The sequence below is a fragment of the Clostridium sp. genome (genome assembly GCF_026168755.1).
GTDB lineage: Bacteria > Bacillota > Clostridia > Clostridiales > Clostridiaceae > Clostridium.
Genome location: NZ_JAPFDR010000029.1, coordinates 1 through 17,347 on the forward strand (window position 1 = coordinate 1; position 17,347 = coordinate 17,347).

The 17,347-nt window shown below is 25.6% G+C and carries 18 protein-coding genes; 15 read left to right on the forward strand and 3 right to left on the reverse strand.

Features of this window, described 5'->3' with window-relative positions:
* Positions 1-161: 161 nt before the first annotated feature.
* The 3 genes from Q0Y03_RS10580 to Q0Y03_RS10590 all read left to right on the forward strand — a co-directional run bounded on the left by Q0Y03_RS10580 (position 162) and on the right by Q0Y03_RS10590 (position 2,144).
* A complete protein-coding gene (locus tag Q0Y03_RS10580; RefSeq protein WP_297713792.1) occupies positions 162-698 on the forward strand; it encodes a hypothetical protein in 537 nt (178 codons plus the stop codon).
* 52 nt (positions 699-750) lie between these two features.
* On the forward strand, positions 751-1,380 hold the full coding sequence (locus tag Q0Y03_RS10585; protein ID WP_297713793.1) for a histidine phosphatase family protein: 630 nt from the start codon (positions 751-753) through the stop codon (positions 1,378-1,380).
* A gap of 107 nt (positions 1,381-1,487) precedes the next feature.
* Positions 1,488-2,144, forward strand: coding sequence for an NAD(P)H-dependent oxidoreductase (locus tag Q0Y03_RS10590; RefSeq protein WP_297713794.1), 657 nt, complete (start codon positions 1,488-1,490; stop codon positions 2,142-2,144).
* A gap of 96 nt (positions 2,145-2,240) precedes the next feature.
* Here Q0Y03_RS10590 and Q0Y03_RS10595 read toward each other — a convergent pair whose 3' ends face one another.
* The gene (locus Q0Y03_RS10595; protein ID WP_297713795.1) at positions 2,241-4,277 is read right to left on the reverse strand and encodes a KUP/HAK/KT family potassium transporter; all 2,037 of its coding nucleotides are present in this window, start codon (positions 4,275-4,277) and stop codon (positions 2,241-2,243) included.
* Between the two features lie 337 nt (positions 4,278-4,614).
* Between Q0Y03_RS10595 and Q0Y03_RS10600 the strand changes: the two genes are divergently transcribed.
* Positions 4,615-6,333, forward strand: coding sequence for an ABC transporter ATP-binding protein (locus Q0Y03_RS10600; RefSeq protein ID WP_297713796.1), 1,719 nt, complete (start codon positions 4,615-4,617; stop codon positions 6,331-6,333).
* 15 nt (positions 6,334-6,348) lie between these two features.
* The gene (locus Q0Y03_RS10605) at positions 6,349-8,070 is read left to right on the forward strand and encodes an ABC transporter ATP-binding protein (protein WP_297713797.1); all 1,722 of its coding nucleotides are present in this window, start codon (positions 6,349-6,351) and stop codon (positions 8,068-8,070) included.
* Positions 8,071-8,226: 156 nt separating this feature from the next.
* Here Q0Y03_RS10605 and Q0Y03_RS10610 read toward each other — a convergent pair whose 3' ends face one another.
* Both Q0Y03_RS10610 and Q0Y03_RS10615 read right to left on the reverse strand, forming a co-directional pair.
* Entirely contained in the window at positions 8,227-9,312 is a 1,086-nt protein-coding gene (locus tag Q0Y03_RS10610; RefSeq protein WP_297713798.1) for a DNA/RNA non-specific endonuclease, read from the reverse strand.
* The gene (locus Q0Y03_RS10615) at positions 9,312-9,731 is read right to left on the reverse strand and encodes a ribonuclease Z (RefSeq protein WP_297713799.1); all 420 of its coding nucleotides are present in this window, start codon (positions 9,729-9,731) and stop codon (positions 9,312-9,314) included. The genes Q0Y03_RS10610 and Q0Y03_RS10615 overlap by 1 nt, the downstream gene beginning before the upstream one ends.
* A gap of 128 nt (positions 9,732-9,859) precedes the next feature.
* On the opposite strand from Q0Y03_RS10615, the gene Q0Y03_RS10620 reads away from it, so the two are divergent.
* From Q0Y03_RS10620 to Q0Y03_RS10660, 10 genes are all read left to right on the forward strand, one after another.
* Complete coding sequence (locus Q0Y03_RS10620; protein ID WP_297713800.1) at positions 9,860-10,531, forward strand: response regulator transcription factor; 672 nt, start codon at positions 9,860-9,862, stop codon at positions 10,529-10,531.
* Complete coding sequence (locus tag Q0Y03_RS10625) at positions 10,528-11,394, forward strand: HAMP domain-containing sensor histidine kinase (protein WP_363318739.1); 867 nt, start codon at positions 10,528-10,530, stop codon at positions 11,392-11,394. Before Q0Y03_RS10620 ends, Q0Y03_RS10625 begins: the two co-directional genes overlap by 4 nt.
* A complete protein-coding gene (locus tag Q0Y03_RS15575) occupies positions 11,384-11,539 on the forward strand; it encodes a hypothetical protein (protein WP_363318740.1) in 156 nt (51 codons plus the stop codon). The genes Q0Y03_RS10625 and Q0Y03_RS15575 overlap by 11 nt, the downstream gene beginning before the upstream one ends.
* A 90-nt stretch (positions 11,540-11,629) precedes the next feature.
* Positions 11,630-12,013 (forward strand): nucleotidyltransferase domain-containing protein, encoded by a 384-nt coding sequence (locus tag Q0Y03_RS10630; protein ID WP_297713801.1) that lies wholly within the window; start codon positions 11,630-11,632, stop codon positions 12,011-12,013.
* Entirely contained in the window at positions 12,006-12,392 is a 387-nt protein-coding gene (locus tag Q0Y03_RS10635; protein ID WP_297713802.1) for a HEPN domain-containing protein, read from the forward strand. Before Q0Y03_RS10630 ends, Q0Y03_RS10635 begins: the two co-directional genes overlap by 8 nt.
* A gap of 200 nt (positions 12,393-12,592) precedes the next feature.
* Positions 12,593-13,360, forward strand: coding sequence for an ABC transporter ATP-binding protein (locus Q0Y03_RS10640; RefSeq protein WP_297713803.1), 768 nt, complete (start codon positions 12,593-12,595; stop codon positions 13,358-13,360).
* On the forward strand, positions 13,350-15,362 hold the full coding sequence (locus Q0Y03_RS10645) for an FtsX-like permease family protein (protein WP_297713804.1): 2,013 nt from the start codon (positions 13,350-13,352) through the stop codon (positions 15,360-15,362). The genes Q0Y03_RS10640 and Q0Y03_RS10645 overlap by 11 nt, the downstream gene beginning before the upstream one ends.
* 206 nt (positions 15,363-15,568) lie before the next feature.
* The gene (locus Q0Y03_RS10650) at positions 15,569-15,802 is read left to right on the forward strand and encodes a hypothetical protein (RefSeq protein WP_297713805.1); all 234 of its coding nucleotides are present in this window, start codon (positions 15,569-15,571) and stop codon (positions 15,800-15,802) included.
* 108 nt (positions 15,803-15,910) lie between these two features.
* A complete protein-coding gene (locus Q0Y03_RS10655) occupies positions 15,911-16,582 on the forward strand; it encodes a manganese catalase family protein (protein ID WP_297713806.1) in 672 nt (223 codons plus the stop codon).
* A gap of 441 nt (positions 16,583-17,023) precedes the next feature.
* On the forward strand, positions 17,024-17,323 hold the full coding sequence (locus Q0Y03_RS10660) for a hypothetical protein (protein WP_297713807.1): 300 nt from the start codon (positions 17,024-17,026) through the stop codon (positions 17,321-17,323).
* Positions 17,324-17,347: the final 24 nt, after the last annotated feature.

Here is a 17,347-nt window from a genome sequence, read left to right on the forward strand (position 1 = left end):
ATGGTTATTTTTGTTTTGTAAGAGATTCAATTTTAACATGAAATTAGGGGGTCGTTGTTTTTTTATACAAAAAAACTTGCGAAACCTTGATATATAAAGATTTAAAAAGAGAAGTAGTGTAGAAAAATTTACACTAACATAATTATTAGGGAGGGATAAAAATGAAATTAAAAAAAATGGTTGTTTGTATAACAAAGAAAGATATAAGAAACTTTTTGAAGTTACAAGATAAGATTAATATAAGTGATATTTTTATTAATGATTATTTAAGATTAATAGGAAATGTTCAAGTATTTGGAATGAATATAAATATAGAAACAGAATTAAGTTTTTCTAAAGTTGAATACAATAATATCTATTTAAATATAAAGAGTTTTAAACTTTTAAAAATGAATATAGTAAATCAAATATCTAAAAAAATATTTAATTATGTGATTAATGCTTTTACTGATATAGAAGGTGTTACATTTGAAGGAAATGACTTTAAATTAGAAGTTGCAACATTAGTAAATAAATATTATAAGGAACAAAAGTTTATTGATTTAAATAGGGTACAAGTTATAGATGTATCGATAGTAGATAAAGAAGTTGAAGTAGAGTTTGGGGGCATAGATATTGATACTGAAATAATTAGAAAAGAGTATGGGAAAAATGAAGCACCTTACGTTGAAGCTGAAATAGTAAGTGATTTAGTATAATATTTTAATAAAATATTAAAATAAGAAGAGAAAGCTTGGGGATATACAATAAATGAATACAATAATATATTTAACAAGGCATGGCCAAACTTTATGGAATATTGAAAAAAGGCTGCAAGGTAGAGGTAATTCACCATTAACAAAAGAAGGAATAGAAAGAGCAGAGGAGCTTAGAGATAGGATAAAAGATATACATATAGATATAATATATTCAAGTCCAATTGAGAGAGCACTAACTACTGCCAATATAATTAAAGGTGATAAAAGTATTGAAGTAGTAACTGATAATAACCTTATGGAAATGTGCTTTGGAGACTATGAAGGTAAAATAACAGATGAAGTTATGAAAGAGAATCCTAATTGGGATATAAGTCTTATTATGAAAGGAAATACTGAAGTAGCAGCACCAAATGGAGAAAGTTTAGCAGAAGTCAGATTTAGAGTAGCTAAGGCAATGAATAAAATTATTGAAGAAAATAGAGGCAAAACTGTTTTAATAGTAGCTCATGGAATAACCTTAAAAGCTATTATGTATTACTTTAATGATAAAGATGTAAATTCTGAAGTTATGGGACAATCAACTTTAACTAAAATAAATGTAGATGAAAATAATAGATTTAATATAGAGTTTAAAAATGATGATAGTCATTTTACAATAAAAGAAAAAAAGTTAGGTTGGTAGCTAATTGATTTAATAATAAAAAATCCTGCAGTAATTTTACTGTAGGATTTTTTAGTTATTAAATTTATATAAAAAGCAAATAATATTAAAGAAAAGAGGTGCATAGTATGAAGAAAAAATTATTATATATAAGTGTTAATTCAAAACCAGAAGAGTTATCATCTTCTAAAACTGTAGCAAGAACTTTTATTAATAGGTTTTTAGAAAAGTATAGTGATTTTGAAGTAGAAGAAATAGATTTATATAAGGAACACATACCAAGATTAGAATATCAATATTTTAAAGACAGAAATTGCGTAATTAGTGAAGAAGATGCTAAGAAATTGCCTGAAAAGGATCAGAAGGAAATAAGAAGAATAAGGGAATTATGTGATCAATTTATAAGTGCACAAATGTATGTAATAGCAGCTCCAATGTGGAGTTTATCATTTCCGGCACCATTGAAAGAGTATATTGATTGCATAGTTCAAGCAGATAAGACTATTTCTTTTGAAGAAGGAAAAAAGCCAAAAGGATTATTAAATAATAAGAATAGATCATTAGTATATATAGAGTCTTCAGGTGGGAATATACCTTGGTTATTGGATCCTATAATGGATAAGGGAGAAAATTATGTAGCAAAAATAATGAAGTTTATTGGAATTAAGCATGTTCAAGAGCTTAAGGTAGATGGAACTGGTACAAGTGAAGAAGAAAGAAAAAAAGCTATAAAAAATGCTGAAGAAAAGATTGATTCAATATTAGTTGGAATAGATTTAGAGTAACTAGTGATTATAGTTTTTTACAAAAATATATATTAAAATAAGATATTATAAAAGTCGATATCTATTAGTTAGTGATATCGACTTTTATGGGTAAGTTTATTTATATTTAAATTTTAGAACTTCTTTTTTTAATGGGTATTTTCTTTTTAAAATAGTAGGATTACTATGCCCTAAAAATAGGGGAACTTTTTCAATATAAACATCACTAGTATCAAGGCCAAACCATTTTGATGGTGAAACTGTAAATTTCTTAATAAATAAATTAAGCTTAAGTATAATTGATTCCCAAAGATTTAACTTTGATTCTTGTGAAAGTTGCTCTTGAATTAAGATAAAACGAAAATCGCCAACTATTCTATTTTTTATTGTTGTATAAGTTCTAGATTGAAGTTCGATTTCTCCACTTTCAACTAACTCAGTTGAAATTTGACGTAAAAAAACATTTAGGTTTTGTTCTACTCTAAATCCAAGATTAAGCTGAACTTTTACAATATAAGATGTTCCAAATGTATCTACTGTATAATCTGCTTGATAAGGTTCATCTGTAACAGAGATATGAACAAACCAATAAACATCAGCTTTTTTAGGTCTTTTATCTAGAATAGAATACATTATCTTTTTTTCTACCTTTTTACTAGAATAACTATTAGTTAAATAAACAAGGTTTGTTGCAAACTTTGGTCTAGCATCATCTTTGCGTAAATTATTTAATTGTTCTTTATACTTTGATACCCTAATATTTTCCAATAATCCCATCTTAATATAATAGCTCTTAATCCAAATATACATAACTGATAAAATAATAAAAGCGATTAAGACAGCAACAAATCCTCCATGGGTAAATTTAACTGCATTTGCAATAAAGAATGAAAATTCAAATGTAGCAAAGAAAATAAAAATAGTTAAAGAAATAATAAAAGGTATTTTTTTCTTTAATAAATAGTTAAATAATAAAATTGAAGTCATTAGCATTGTAACTGTAATTGCAAGTCCATAAGCTGCTTCCATACTTTCGGAGCTTTTAAAATAAAGTACTATTCCTATGCAAACAATCCATAATATTCTATTGATTGAAGGGATATATAATTGTCCCTTAGAGTGAGATGGATATAATGTATGAAGTCTAGGAAATAAATTTAATTTAATTGCTTCAGAAACAAGTGTAAAAGAACCTGAAATCAATGCTTGAGAAGCAATAATTGCAGCTAATGTTGAAATTATTATACCAAACATTAATAGTGGTTTAGGTATCATTTGGAAAAATGGATTTAAATCTTCTATAGCACTAAAAGATGGATTATTTTTTGCTGCTAATATCCATGCACCTTGTCCAAAATAATTTATTAACAGGCATATTTTAACGAAAGGCCATGTTGCATATATATTTCTCTTCCCAACATGTCCAAGATCTGAGTAAAGAGCTTCTGCACCTGTTGATGATAGGAATATACCTCCTAAAATAAAAAATCCTAATTTATTTTCCTCACTAAAAAGAACTTTTATTGCATAATGTGGTGAAAATGCACGTAACAAAGTCCAATCATTACAAAGATTGATAATACCAAAGAATGCAAGTGAACAGAACCAAAGTAACATAATTGGACCAAATAATTTACCTATAAAATCAGTTCCAAAATGTTGAATAAAGAAAAGAATAGTTATAATGCAAATTACAATTATAACAATATTATTTTGATTATCACCAAATAGATTATTAAAGCTAGGAATTAATTGTAAACCTTCAACAGCTGAAGTTACTGTTACAGCAGGTGTAAGCATACCATCGGCAAGTAAAGCAGAACCACCAATCATAGCAGGAATAATAAGCCATTTAGCTTGTTTACGAACTAAAGTAAAAAGAGAAAAAATTCCTCCTTCTCCTTTATTATCTGCTTTTAGTGTTATTAATACATATTTTATTGTTGTTAAAATAGTAAGTGTCCAAAATACTAAAGATAAAGTTCCAAGAATAAAATCTTCTGAAACACTTTGTAGACCACCGTTATTATGTATTACAGATCTCATTACATAAAGTGGAGATGTTCCTATATCTCCATAAACTACACCTAATGTTACTAAAATTCCAGCCAAGGTTAATTTAGAAATATTATTTTTTTTATCAATCGACTCCATATTAAACTTCCTTTTCGTAAAAGTAATATTATATATATATTGTGCTAGATTATACATCTAACACCATATAAAAACAATATGTTAAAAAATAATGAAATTTTATTTAAAATATTTTTAAATTATTCCATTGTTAATATGTAGTTGTTTTCAATTATTAAAATTTTAGTAAAATATTACTAAATAAGATAAAATGTTAAAATTAAATTAAAATATGATAAAAGAACTATTTTTTTATATAGGAAAAATAATTAAAAACTTTACTTATTAGATAGGTTTATTATAATGAGTTATAGATTAGAATATATAGAATAATACGATATTGGAGGATGAATATAGGGTGTTTAAACTAAGTAAGTTTCTTAAACCATATATAAAAGAAACAGTAATAGGTTCTGGAGCTAAATTGTTTGAGGCTATTCTAGAATTATTATTACCTATTTTTATGGGGAAAATAATAGATGTTGGAATAGTAAATAAGGATATGACATACATAGGGAAAATGGCTTTAATAATGTTTGTGGTAATAAGCATAGGATTAGCATCAGCTTCTTTATGTCAATATTATGCTTCTTATACATGTCAAAATGTTGGTAATGATATTAGAAAAGAATTATTAAGAAAAATATCTTTATTTTCTTATGCAGATATAGATAGGTTTGGTAATTCTACATTAATAAATAGAATGACTAATGATGTAAATCAAGTAGTTTTAGCAGTTGCCATGTTAATTAGACTTGTAAGTAGAGCACCTTTTTTATGTATTGGTGCTATAGTAATGTCAATATATATAGCACCAAAAATGTCATTAATATTTTTAATTTTAATTCCAATATTTATTTTAGTAATAGCCATAATTATGAAAAGAACTATACCATTATATAAAAATGCTCAAGGGAAAATGGATAGTTTAGGTCATGTTCTTAAAGAAAATTTAACTGGAGTTCGTGTTATTAGGGCTTTTGCAAGACACGAAAATGAGAGTGAACGTATAAAAGATGCAACAGAAGAGGTATCTAAGGCATATATAAAAGTTACTAATTTATCTGCATTAATGAATCCTATAACTTCACTTATAATGAATATAGGAATTATAGTTTTACTTTATGTTGGTGGAATTAATGTAAATATCGGAACATTAACTCAAGGGGATATTGTTGTTTTAATAAATTATATAACACAAGTTTTATTAGCTTTAATAGTAGTTGCAAATTTATTAGTTACATTTACTAAGGCTTCAGCTTCTTCAGTAAGAATAAATGAAGTATTAGAATATGTACCAAGTATTAAAGATGAGGAATATTTAGAAGAGGTTTCAGAAGAATTAACAATGAATAAAGAAATCGTGACTTTTGATAATGTAAGTTTTAAATATAACTCAGAAGAAGTTTTATTAAACTTATCATTTTCAATTAAAAAAGGAGAAGTCTTTGGAATTGTTGGAACTACAGGAAGTGGTAAGTCTACTGTGGCAAATTTAATACCAAGATTTTATGATACAACAAAGGGTAAAGTATTATTTAAGGGTAAAGATGTAAGAAAGATATCACAAAATTCCCTACATGATCAAATTGGTATAGTACCTCAAAAATCAGTATTATTTACAGGTACAATAAGTGAAAATATTAAGTGGGGAAAAGAAGATGCAACTAATGAAGAAATAATAGAAGCATTAAAAGCTGCTCAAGCCTATGACTTTGTTAGTAAAATGCAAGAAGGGATAGATTCTGTTATTTATGAAGGTGGAAAGAATTTTTCTGGTGGACAAAAGCAACGTTTAGCTATTGCAAGAGCCTTAGTTAAAAAACCTTCATTAATTATTTTAGATGATAGTTTAAGTGCTTTAGATTATGCAACTGATAAAAAACTTAGAGAATCTTTAAAAGAAAATTTAAAGGATACTACTACAATAATAATTTCTCAAAGAATTAGTTCAATAATTTCAGCAGATAAAATTTTAGTATTAGATGATGGAAAATGTATGGGACTTGGAACTCATGAAGAGTTATTAGAAAATTGTCCTACTTATAAGGAAATATATGAATCTCAAGTTAAGTAAAGGGGGAGAGTACTTATGAGTAATTTTAAAAGAGTATTAACATATGCAAATAAATATAAAGTTCAAGTTATACTAGCAATTTTATGTGCCTTTATTACAAACATTGGAGTGGTTGTTGCAACATACTTAAGTGGATTGGCAATAGATGAAATTGGTGGAATAGGTAATGTTAATTTTGAGGGTTTAATGATAATACTAATAGCCCTTGGATTTATTTATTTAATTTCAGCTATATTTCAATGGTTTATATCAAGATATGCAAATAAAGTTTCATATTTAATAGTTAGAGATATGAGAAGGGATACCTTTGAAAGTTTGAATAAGCAACCATTAGCTTATTATGATCATAATCCACATGGGGATATAATTAGTCGTTTTACTAATGATTTAGATAATGTTAGTGATGCTTTAGCAGTATCAATTACTAATGTATTTTCAGGAGCAGTTACTGTAATTACAGCACTTATATGTATGCTATATTTAAATGTTAAAATTACTTTAGCTATATTGGTAGTAACTCCTATATGTTTTTTCATTGCTTCAATGATAAGTAAATTTAGTCAAAAATCATTTTTAAAGCAACAACAATCAGTTGGAGAATTATCTTCATTTGTATCAGAAATAGTTGGTAATCAAAAAATTGTAAAAGCATTTCATAGAGAAAAAACTGTTATGGAGCAATTTGAAAAAATTTCAGATAACCTTTGTACAACTGCTACAAAAGCTATGTTTGCTTCAGCAATGATTAATCCAAGTACAAGATTTATAAATAATATATCTTATATAGCTGTTGGGCTTGTTGGTGGAATTTTAGCTATAAAAGAAGGTGTTTCTGTTGGAATAGTTTCGAGTTTTTTAATATACTCAGCTCAATTTGCAAAACCTTTTAATGAAATATCAGGAATAACATCTCAAATTCAAACTGCTTTTGCTTCATTAACTCGTATATTTAATATAATAGATGAAAAGCCAGAAGCGCCAGATAAAGAGGATGCCGTAGATTTAAATAACTGTATTGGTAATGTAAAAATTGAAAATGTATATTTTTCTTATGATAAAAATATTTCTTTGATAGAAGATTTTTCTTTTGAAGCTAAGGCTGGAGAGACAGTAGCTATTGTTGGACCAACAGGGTGTGGAAAAACTACATTAGTTAATTTATTAATGAGATTTTATGATATAGATAAAGGTTCAATATATATAGATGGTACTAATATTAAGAGTATAACAAGAGATAGTTTAAGAAAGAATTTTGGTATGGTACTTCAAGACCCATGGCTTTTTAACAGTACAGTAAAAGAAAATATTGCCTATGGAAAACCAGATGCAACAGAAGAAGAAATAATTAATGTTGCAAAAGCAGCTCATGCACATTCTTTTATTAAAAGGTTAAAGAATGGATATGATACTATAATAAATGATGAAGATTTATCAGCTGGGCAAAGACAATTATTAACTATAGCTAGAGTAATGCTAGCACAACCTAAAATTCTTATATTAGATGAAGCTACAAGTTCTATTGATACTTTAACAGAAGTTAGAATACAAAGGGCATTTTTAAAGCTTATGGAAGGAAGAACTAGCTTTGTTATTGCTCATAGACTTTCTACTATTGTTAATGCTGATAATATATTAGTAATGAACAAAGGAAATATAATAGAACAAGGAAATCATAAGGAGCTTTTAGAAAAGAAAGGATTCTATTATGATTTATATAATAGTCAGTTTTCATATTAGTTCTATTTAAATTTTGAATTATTTTTATAAATTGAAATAAAGTAAAGGTCTTAATAAATCAAGAAATTTATTAAGACCTTTGTTATTTTAACTAAAGTTAATATTTCTTTTACTTCTAAATGTTAAGTATTTATTCTTTATAGATATAATTAAAAACTATCTAGAAGCCTTTCTATATCCTGCATCAATGGCTTCTTGTTCACTATTGAAGTTAACAAGATATTTAGAATCTGACATGTTTTCATAATCTTTTTGACCAGGACAGTGGTAGATTTTTGATTTTGAGTTTCCTCTTATTACTGTTTTTTCATTAGAATAAGTAGTATTATTAGCACTATTTGAGTTATTAGTTGAGTTATTATTTGAAGCAGTAGAATTAGTAGTAGTGTTAGTATTAGCGTTATTTGAGTTAGTAGTAGAATTAGTTGTATTATTATAAGATGATTCAGTTTTAACTATTTCTTCACCACTAAGTGCGCTATTACCAGTTGCATAATCTATTGTAATTCCAGGTTGAACATTATATACAAATACATTAAATTCAATTCCTTCACCATTATCTTCTACAGATTTTGCTTCCATTTGAACACCAGTTGCAACAAGATTATTTCCTTCAAATACAGGTGTTACTCTATATAAAACGTGATTATTTGTTTCTTTTATATAGTCAGCTACCATATTTTCATATGGCAACATTAATGTTGCATTGAAGTATCTTGTACCAGTAATTAAGTTTCTATCATTTGCATTTTCAGCAGTTAATTGATAACCAATTAAGTGAGATCTATTATAAAGATATTTTCCTTCAACAATATCATATTTTACTGATTGCCAACCACTTGGTTTAACAGAACTAATAGATTCTCTTTTTTCTGTTGGCATTATATCTGTTCCTATATTAGAATATGCAACACCACATCTTCCTAAGCTATCTAATGGACTATATTCTTCAAAAGAAGTAGTTGTTAAATCAGCTTCAGAAAAATTAGGAACATTATTATTTAATATTATATAGTCTTTTCCAGAGTATTTTGGAATATCAGAAATACTTATATTAGTATCAGCATTGTTTTCATTTGGGTTAGTTAAAAGTATATTATTAGAGTTAGAGTTTTCAGTTACTTGTCCACTATTGTTTGTAGAAGAAATATTAGTTGAAGAGCAACTAATAAATCCAAATAAGCATACTAAAACTCCTAAAGCTGTAATTAGTGATTTTTTTAATTTAAATATATTTTTCATTAGTATATTCTCCTATAAGTTTCTTTTGTTATTTTTTCATGAGATGATCCTTGAAATTCTTCTACTTCAAGTAGCTCCCATAAGTTAGTGTTTAAATCAATATCAAAATAAAAATCTGATGGATAAAGTCGATTCCATTTATAAACAACTATAGTATTTATATTATTTATATAGTTTTTTACTTCGGTGTTTTCTATTAAACAAAAATCAGTATCTGGACATTCATTTAAAAAGTTTTCACAGACTTTTATATTGCCATCATCAATATCCTTATATAATTTATAAGAGTATTCATTCATAAAAAGATTTTGATTTTTTATAAGTTCTTTTATATTAGATCTAAGAACTTTATCTTGGCTTTGTCTTCTTTTATTAAACATAAGGCCATTTTTATCATCTAAACAAACAATTATATTCATTAACTATCCTCCTTTTATATTCTTCGTAATATTATATCAAAAATTGATAAATATAGTTATAATATTTCATATACAAAGCTTTTTGTTTTAAGAAAATTTAAAATGAATAATTATGTAAGGAGTATAAGATGAGTAAAATTTTTATAGTTGAAGATGAAAAGACTATTAGAGAGGAGCTAAGCATTTTTTTATCTAGATATGGATATGAAATAGAAGCTCCAGAGAATTTTGAAAATATTATAGAAGACATAAAGAAAAGTAGTTCAGATTTAATATTATTAGATATAAATTTACCTATCTTTGATGGATATTATATATGTAGAGAAGTAAGAAAATTTTCAGAAACTCCAATAATAGTTGTTACAAGTAGAGATAGCGATATAGATGAACTTATGAGTATGAATTTAGGAGCAGATGATTTTGTAACTAAACCTTATAATACTCAAATTTTACTTGCAAGAATTGAAGCGATTTTAAAACGAGTAAATAGAAGTTTAGTACCACAGGATGTGTTAGAATACAAGGATATGAAGGTTAATTTATCAAATGGAACAGTAAGTTATAATGATAAAACTATTGAAATAACGAAAAATGAATTAAAAATTCTATCTTATTTAATAAAGAATAAGGGAAAAATAGTTTCTAGAGAAAACTTAATGAATTATCTTTGGGATTGTGAAATGTTTATAGATGACAATACTTTATCAGTAAATGTTACAAGAATTAGAAAGAAACTTGAAGAAATAGGCATTAAAAATATAATTGAAACTAGGAGAGGACTAGGGTATATAATATCATGAGTATAATTACTTTTATAAAGGAAAGGATGATTTTCTTTATAGTTAATTTAATTATGTTTTCATTAATAGGAATATTAATGAAAATAGCAGAAGTGCCAATAAATACAATACTTATATTGTTTTTTATATGGTTTGGACCCGTAGTAATATATATGTTTTTTGAGTTTATTAAGTATAATAGATATTTAAAGAACTTAACTGATACTATGGACGGGTTAGATAGAAAATATTTATTACCGGAAATAATTAATGAACCTAGATTTCAAGAAGAAAGAATTATTAATGAAGTTTTAAAAGAATGTAATAAATCTATGCATGAAAATGTTAAATACTATAAAGATGAGCAATTTGAGTATAGAGAATATATAGAAACATGGGTACATGAAATAAAAACTCCAATTGCATCAGCTAAGCTTATTTTAGAAAATGATGATAGTAATTTAGGCTCAAGAATTAATTATGAAATGAAGAGGGTAGAAGGTTTCATTGAACAAGTATTATATTATGCTAGAAGTAGTGATGTAAGTAAAGATTATATAATTAAGGAGTTTTCATTAAGAAATGTTGTAATGAAAGCTGTTAAGAGTAATAGTAGAGATTTTATAAATAAAAATATTAAATTAAATGTTAGTGATATAGAGGGAACTATTTTTAGTGATGCAAAATGGGTAGAATTTATTATAAATCAAATTATAATAAATGCAGTGAAATTTTCTATAGATAATAAAGGTGAGGTTTCAATATTTTCAAAGATAAATGAAAATAATATTATTTTAACTATAGAAGACAATGGTGTTGGAATAAGTGAAAAAGATATAGATAGAGTATTTGAAAAAGGCTTTACTGGGGAAAATGGAACGTAAGTTTGGAAAATCAACAGGGATAGGACTATATTTATGTAAGAAGCTTTGTGATAAGCTTGGTATTGGAATAAGTTTAACTTCAAAGGAAGGTTTAGGAGTTAAGGTAAATATAGTATTTCCACAAGGTAAATTTACTGATTTTTAATTTAGTAAGAGATGATAATTAATATATATAATAAAGTTAAATTTTAGTATATAATATTATAAAATGATATTCTTAGGATGGGATTAAATCATGTTTGATAGTTGTGATATAAAAAATGATGTTAAATATTGCCTTGATAAGCAAATAAGAAATGAGATTATTAAGGTTAGAGATACATGTATTTATAGATTAAAAAATGCAGATATATTACTATTTGGCTCTATAGCAAAGGGTAAATATAGGAGTAGTAGTGATATTGATATATTAATATTAGTTGATAAGAATAAAACTATTAGTGAATTGAGAAAATTAAGACATGAATTAGAAGATGATATAGATAATCTGAATTTAAGTAGAAATGTAGATATTAAATTATATAATAAAGATAGATATATTGAACTAAGTAGGGAAATAAGCTTTGAGCAAGATATAGTAAAAGATTTAATAGATATAAGGTGGTGGAATTATGGTTAAGAGAGATATGTTTTATTTTGCAGATATTGATGAAAAATTTATAGATTCAACAAAAGATAATGAAGGGTTAGAAGATGGGGTATTAGTTCATTGTCAGCAATGTATTGAAAAAAACTTAAAAGCTATTATTCAAAAAAAATATGGGATGATATCAAGGGAACATAATCTTGTTAAATTATTAGAAGTGTTATACTTACAAGATTATTCTAAATTAAAAAAGTATAAGAGTTTGTGTAGAGACTTAAAAGATTTTTATTTTAGTAGAAGGTATGCTAGTGATGACTATGAAGTTTTAACACATGAAGAATATATTGATTATATTAATAATTTTTATGAGTTATTAAATGAGCTTAAAAAAATTAGAAATGAATTTGAATAAATTATATGAAAAAATATCTAATAACATGATAAAGATGTTATTAGATATTTTTTTGTCTTATTATTAATTAGATTACGATTTTGTAAGATTACTGAAATATAATTCAATATGTACTTTCATAACATTACTATAAAATAAATAATGAAGACAGCAATGATTACAAATACTTATATAGATAAAATAATTGGAGGGAAGATTAAATGAAAAATATATTAAAAGTTGAAAAAATAGAAAAATATTATGGAAATAAAGATAATATAACAAAAGCTATAGATAATATTAGCTTTAGAGTAGACAAAGGTGAATTTGTTGGAATAATGGGGCCATCAGGAAGTGGTAAAACAACATTACTTAATTGTATTTCAACAATAGACACTGTAACTACAGGAAATATTATAATAAACGATAAAGATATTACAAAAATGAAGCCAAAACAATTAGAAAACTTTAGAAAAGATGAATTAGGATTTATATTCCAAGATTTTAACCTTTTAGATACATTAACAGCATATGAGAATATAGCATTAGCATTAACAATACAAGGGGTTAAACCTAGAGAAATAGATATTAAAATAAAAAATGTTGCAAAAAGCTTAGGAATATTAGAAGTTTTAAATAAATATCCTTATCAAATGTCTGGGGGACAAAAGCAAAGAGTTGCATCTGCAAGAGCTATTGTAACAAGTCCATCACTTATTTTAGCTGATGAGCCTACAGGTGCATTAGATTCTAAATCTTCAAGATTACTTTTAGATTCTTTTGAAAATTTAAATAAAGATTTAGAAGCAACAATTTTAATGGTTACTCATGATGCTTTTACTGCAAGCTATGCTCATAGAATTTTATTTATTAAAGATGGTAAAGTTTTTAATGAATTAATAAGAGGAAATGATTCAAGAAGAGAGTTTTTCAATAGAATAATTGAAGTAGTAACGTTGCTTGGAGGGGATGTAGAAAATGTATTCTAAAATAGCAATAAATAATGTAAAAAAGAGTTTTAAGGATTATACAATATACTTTTTAACAATAGCCTTTGCAGTTTGTATATTTTATGCTTTTAATGCTATAGATGCTCAAAAAGCAGTATTAGTTATGAGTAAGAGTCAAGCAGAATATATGACAGTTGTAACAACGTTAATATCTTATGTTTCAGTATTTGTATCATTTATTTTAGGTGGTTTAATTCTATATGCAAATAATTTTCTAATAAAGAAAAGAAAAAAAGAGCTTGGAATTTATATGACTCTTGGAATGAGCAGGAGTAAGATATCAAAGATTTTATTAGGTGAAACTTTAATAGTTGGAATTTTATCTTTAGTGGCAGGATTATTACTTGGAGTATTACTTTCACAAGGTTTATCATTATTTACAGCTAAACTTTTTGAAGTAGATATGACTGAGTTTAAGTTCATAGTATCATTTGGAGCAATTAGTAAGACAATTCTTTATTTTGCAATTATATTTGGTGTATTAATGATATTTAATACAACTATAGTATCAAGATACAAATTAATAGATATGTTAAATGCAGGGCGTAAAAATGAAGAGATAAAGATTAAAAATCCAATAGTATCTTCAATAATATTTATTATTTCAGTAGCAATATTAGTATTTGCATATTATCTTGTTAGTAAGGTTGGATTAAATATGCAAAAGGTTGAATTCAAAGCATCTATAGTTTTTGGAATTTTAGGAACAGTGGGATTTTTCTTTGGTATATCAGGATTTATAATATCCATAGTACAAAAAAGTAAAAATATATATCTTAAAAAGTTAAATATATTTATAACTAGACAAATTAGTAGTAAAGTAAATACTAACTTTCTTTCAATGGCAGTTATTTCTATTATGTTATTTATAACTATAGTGCTTTTATCAACAGGACTTAGCTTTAAAAGTGCATTAGAGGAAGGAATTGTGGCACCTTTTGATGCATCTGTTAAGTTGTTTACAGATGAAGGGGAAGAGTATACTAGTGTAGAGCAAATACTAAATATAGCTAACTATGATGTTAAAGATAATAAAGCTATATTCTTTAATACTTATAGAATGGATGGTCCAGATGCAAACTCTATATTAAAGAATTATGCAGTAGGAAATTTTAAAAAAGATTTAGATAATGGAAAACAAAGATGGGAATTTATTGATGTGATTAAATTATCTGATTTCAACAAAATAAGAGAATTAGAAGGAAAAAGCACATTTACTATGAAGGATGATGAAGTTATGCTTCTTTCAAATTTTAAATCTGCAAAATCATCTATAGAAAATATGATAAAACTTAAAGGGATAGTTAATTTAAATGGAAAAGAATATAAAGTAGCAAATATAGAGTATTTATACGATGCACTTTATAACTCTGCAATAGCAGATAATTTATTAACTCTTATTGTAAATGATAATTTTGATGGAAATATATATTTAAGTAATGCATATATGAATGTTAATTATAAAAATCCGAATGATGGATCAGCAGAAGAAGATATGCAAAATTCATTCCATAACACAGGAAATAATAAAGAACTTTATGATTTACCTTTAATAGTATATACAAAACAAGATGTATATAATGAAAATAAAGGTATGAGTACAACTATACTTTATATTGGATTATATTTAGGAATTGTATTCTTAATAGCAAGTGCAGCAGTTCTTGCTCTTCAACAATTATCAGAAGCTAGTGATAGTAGTGATAGATATAAAGCCTTAAAGAAAATTGGGGCAACAGAAAAAATGATCAATAAGACCATATTTGCTCAAACAGTTATTTACTTTGTAATGCCACTAGGACTTGCTATAGTAAGTTCTATAGTTGGAATAAATGTAGTAAATAAGTTTTTAATTATGTATGGAAATACTAATATAGTTCCAACTGCATTACTTACTTTAGCTATACTTGTAATAGTGTATGGTGGATATTTCTATGTAACATATACAGGATATAAGAGTATAGTAAAAAATTCAAAATAAAATGTTATAGTGATATATAAGGTATTCTTCGTTTGGGAGAATACCTTATTTTGTATGATGAAAAGTTACAATAAGTATAAAATAAAGTGATGAATCAGTACTAAATCAATATTTTTTATTGATAAACAATAAAAAAATATTGTAAAATGATAAAATGGATGTTATATTATAAATAACAATTATTCATAGAGAGTGGAGGCATTATTATGAAAAGATATATTATAAATTTAATTCTATGTATACCGTTTATTTTATCAATTTTGTTCTTTATCAAAAGAAGTACTATGCAAGATATATTAGAAATTAATGGTGTTCTTATTGAACAAGGTTTTGGATACTCAGCAATGGGGGTTATATTGTTTATATTAGGTATACTTTTAGTTTGTATAAGAATAGGAATATATTTCTTTAAAAAATATGATAAACAATATGAACAATAATAAGTATTGTAAGGATAGATAGCAGAAATTTAATAATACAATATTGAATATTAATAATTAAAATTTCCAATAATATAATTGATAAAATATTATTTGGAGGTAATATTAATGTTTGAACATAAAAAACAACTATTACATGAGGTAAAGGTTGAAAGACCTAATCCACAATATGCAGTATTAATGCAAGAACAACTAGGTGGTGGAAATGGTGAACTTAAAGCAGCAATGCAATATATTTCTCAAAGTTTTAGAATAAAAGATCCTGAAATTAAGGATTTATTTTTAGATATTGGTGCAGAAGAGTTAAGTCATATGGAGATGGTTTCACAAACTATTAATCTATTAAATGGACATGATGTTAATAATAATGAAGTTTGTAATGGAGAAATTCAAACTCATGTACAATGTGGATTATCACCAGTACTTATTAACTCATCAGGTGTGCCTTGGACTGCTGATTATGTTACTGTTACTGGTGACTTAGTTGCAGATTTATTATCAAATATAGCATCTGAACAAAGAGCAAAGGTTGTATATGAATATCTTTATAGGCAAATAGAAGATAAAGAAGTAAGAGCAACCATAGATTTTTTACTTAATAGAGAAGAAGCTCATAATGCATTATTTAGGGAAGCTTTAAATAAAGTTCAAAAGAGTGGTTCAAATAAAGATTTTGGAGTTACTGAAGATTCTAAATTATACTTTGATTTATCAACTCCAGGCCCTAATCATGAATCTCCTAATCCAACACCACCTTCATTTGATAATCCTAGAAGATAATATTTGTCAATATACCCTTTTCAAAATAGCTAAAGAAAAAGGATAGTATATAAATACCGTATTATTGAAAAGAATATGCGGTATTTTTTTATTCTGCAATTAAAAAATGTGAGTAGTTTAAATATATTGAAAACTAAAGTATCTTTGAAAATAGAATAGTATGGTATTAGTAGAATATGATATAATTTAGTTAAATTACAACTTGTAATTAAGAGGTGAATGATGAATTTTATTAATTATAAAATTTATGAAATTATTTTATAAAACCACTAAATATAAATTATAATTTTAGGGGGAATTCTATGTTCAAATTAAATTTAAAATATCAAGATATTTTAGTCAAAATTACTGCAAGCAAATTAGTAACTTTAATTATTAACAAAGAAAATGTTTTAAATAAGATAGAGTTATATAATTAACTATCATAAGTGAGGTAACAATATGGCAAATAGTAAGAAGCGTAAGAAAAATACAAAGAGAAAAACTAACAATAAAAAAGTTATTAAAGAAGAGAAGAGTGTAAAAGTGAATGGACCATTTATGACTTTTATGAGTAAAAAATGGTCAAGAATAACATTGCATATTAGTACAGCAGTAATATGGATTTTCTTCTTATTAGATTTTTTTACATTCCAACAATTAGGGAAATTGCCTAATCCAATATTATCAATTTTAGCATTAGTTGTGTTAATATTAGAATATATAGTTTCTAAAGGATTAAATTATAATTCAAAAAAATAAAATTTGATTTAATATTTGATAAGT

What these genes read in the sequence shown, in the direction of transcription:
- Q0Y03_RS10580 (WP_297713792.1), top strand. Translation starts at nt 162, where the DNA reads ATGAAATTAAAAAAAATGGTTGTTTGTATAACAAAGAAAGATATAAGA.
- Q0Y03_RS10585 (WP_297713793.1), top strand. Translation starts at nt 751, where the DNA reads ATGAATACAATAATATATTTAACAAGGCATGGCCAAACTTTATGGAAT.
- Q0Y03_RS10590 (WP_297713794.1), top strand. Translation starts at nt 1,488, where the DNA reads ATGAAGAAAAAATTATTATATATAAGTGTTAATTCAAAACCAGAAGAG.
- Q0Y03_RS10595 (WP_297713795.1), bottom strand. Translation starts at nt 4,277, where the DNA reads ATGGAGTCGATTGATAAAAAAAATAATATTTCTAAATTAACCTTGGCT.
- Q0Y03_RS10605 (WP_297713797.1), top strand. Translation starts at nt 6,349, where the DNA reads ATGAGTAATTTTAAAAGAGTATTAACATATGCAAATAAATATAAAGTT.
- Q0Y03_RS10610 (WP_297713798.1), bottom strand. Translation starts at nt 9,312, where the DNA reads ATGAAAAATATATTTAAATTAAAAAAATCACTAATTACAGCTTTAGGA.
- Q0Y03_RS10615 (WP_297713799.1), bottom strand. Translation starts at nt 9,731, where the DNA reads ATGAATATAATTGTTTGTTTAGATGATAAAAATGGCCTTATGTTTAAT.
- Q0Y03_RS10620 (WP_297713800.1), top strand. Translation starts at nt 9,860, where the DNA reads ATGAGTAAAATTTTTATAGTTGAAGATGAAAAGACTATTAGAGAGGAG.
- Q0Y03_RS10625 (WP_363318739.1), top strand. Translation starts at nt 10,528, where the DNA reads ATGAGTATAATTACTTTTATAAAGGAAAGGATGATTTTCTTTATAGTT.
- Q0Y03_RS15575 (WP_363318740.1), top strand. Translation starts at nt 11,384, where the DNA reads ATGGAACGTAAGTTTGGAAAATCAACAGGGATAGGACTATATTTATGT.
- Q0Y03_RS10630 (WP_297713801.1), top strand. Translation starts at nt 11,630, where the DNA reads ATGTTTGATAGTTGTGATATAAAAAATGATGTTAAATATTGCCTTGAT.
- Q0Y03_RS10635 (WP_297713802.1), top strand. Translation starts at nt 12,006, where the DNA reads ATGGTTAAGAGAGATATGTTTTATTTTGCAGATATTGATGAAAAATTT.
- Q0Y03_RS10640 (WP_297713803.1), top strand. Translation starts at nt 12,593, where the DNA reads ATGAAAAATATATTAAAAGTTGAAAAAATAGAAAAATATTATGGAAAT.
- Q0Y03_RS10645 (WP_297713804.1), top strand. Translation starts at nt 13,350, where the DNA reads ATGTATTCTAAAATAGCAATAAATAATGTAAAAAAGAGTTTTAAGGAT.
- Q0Y03_RS10650 (WP_297713805.1), top strand. Translation starts at nt 15,569, where the DNA reads ATGAAAAGATATATTATAAATTTAATTCTATGTATACCGTTTATTTTA.
- Q0Y03_RS10655 (WP_297713806.1), top strand. Translation starts at nt 15,911, where the DNA reads ATGTTTGAACATAAAAAACAACTATTACATGAGGTAAAGGTTGAAAGA.
- Q0Y03_RS10660 (WP_297713807.1), top strand. Translation starts at nt 17,024, where the DNA reads ATGGCAAATAGTAAGAAGCGTAAGAAAAATACAAAGAGAAAAACTAAC.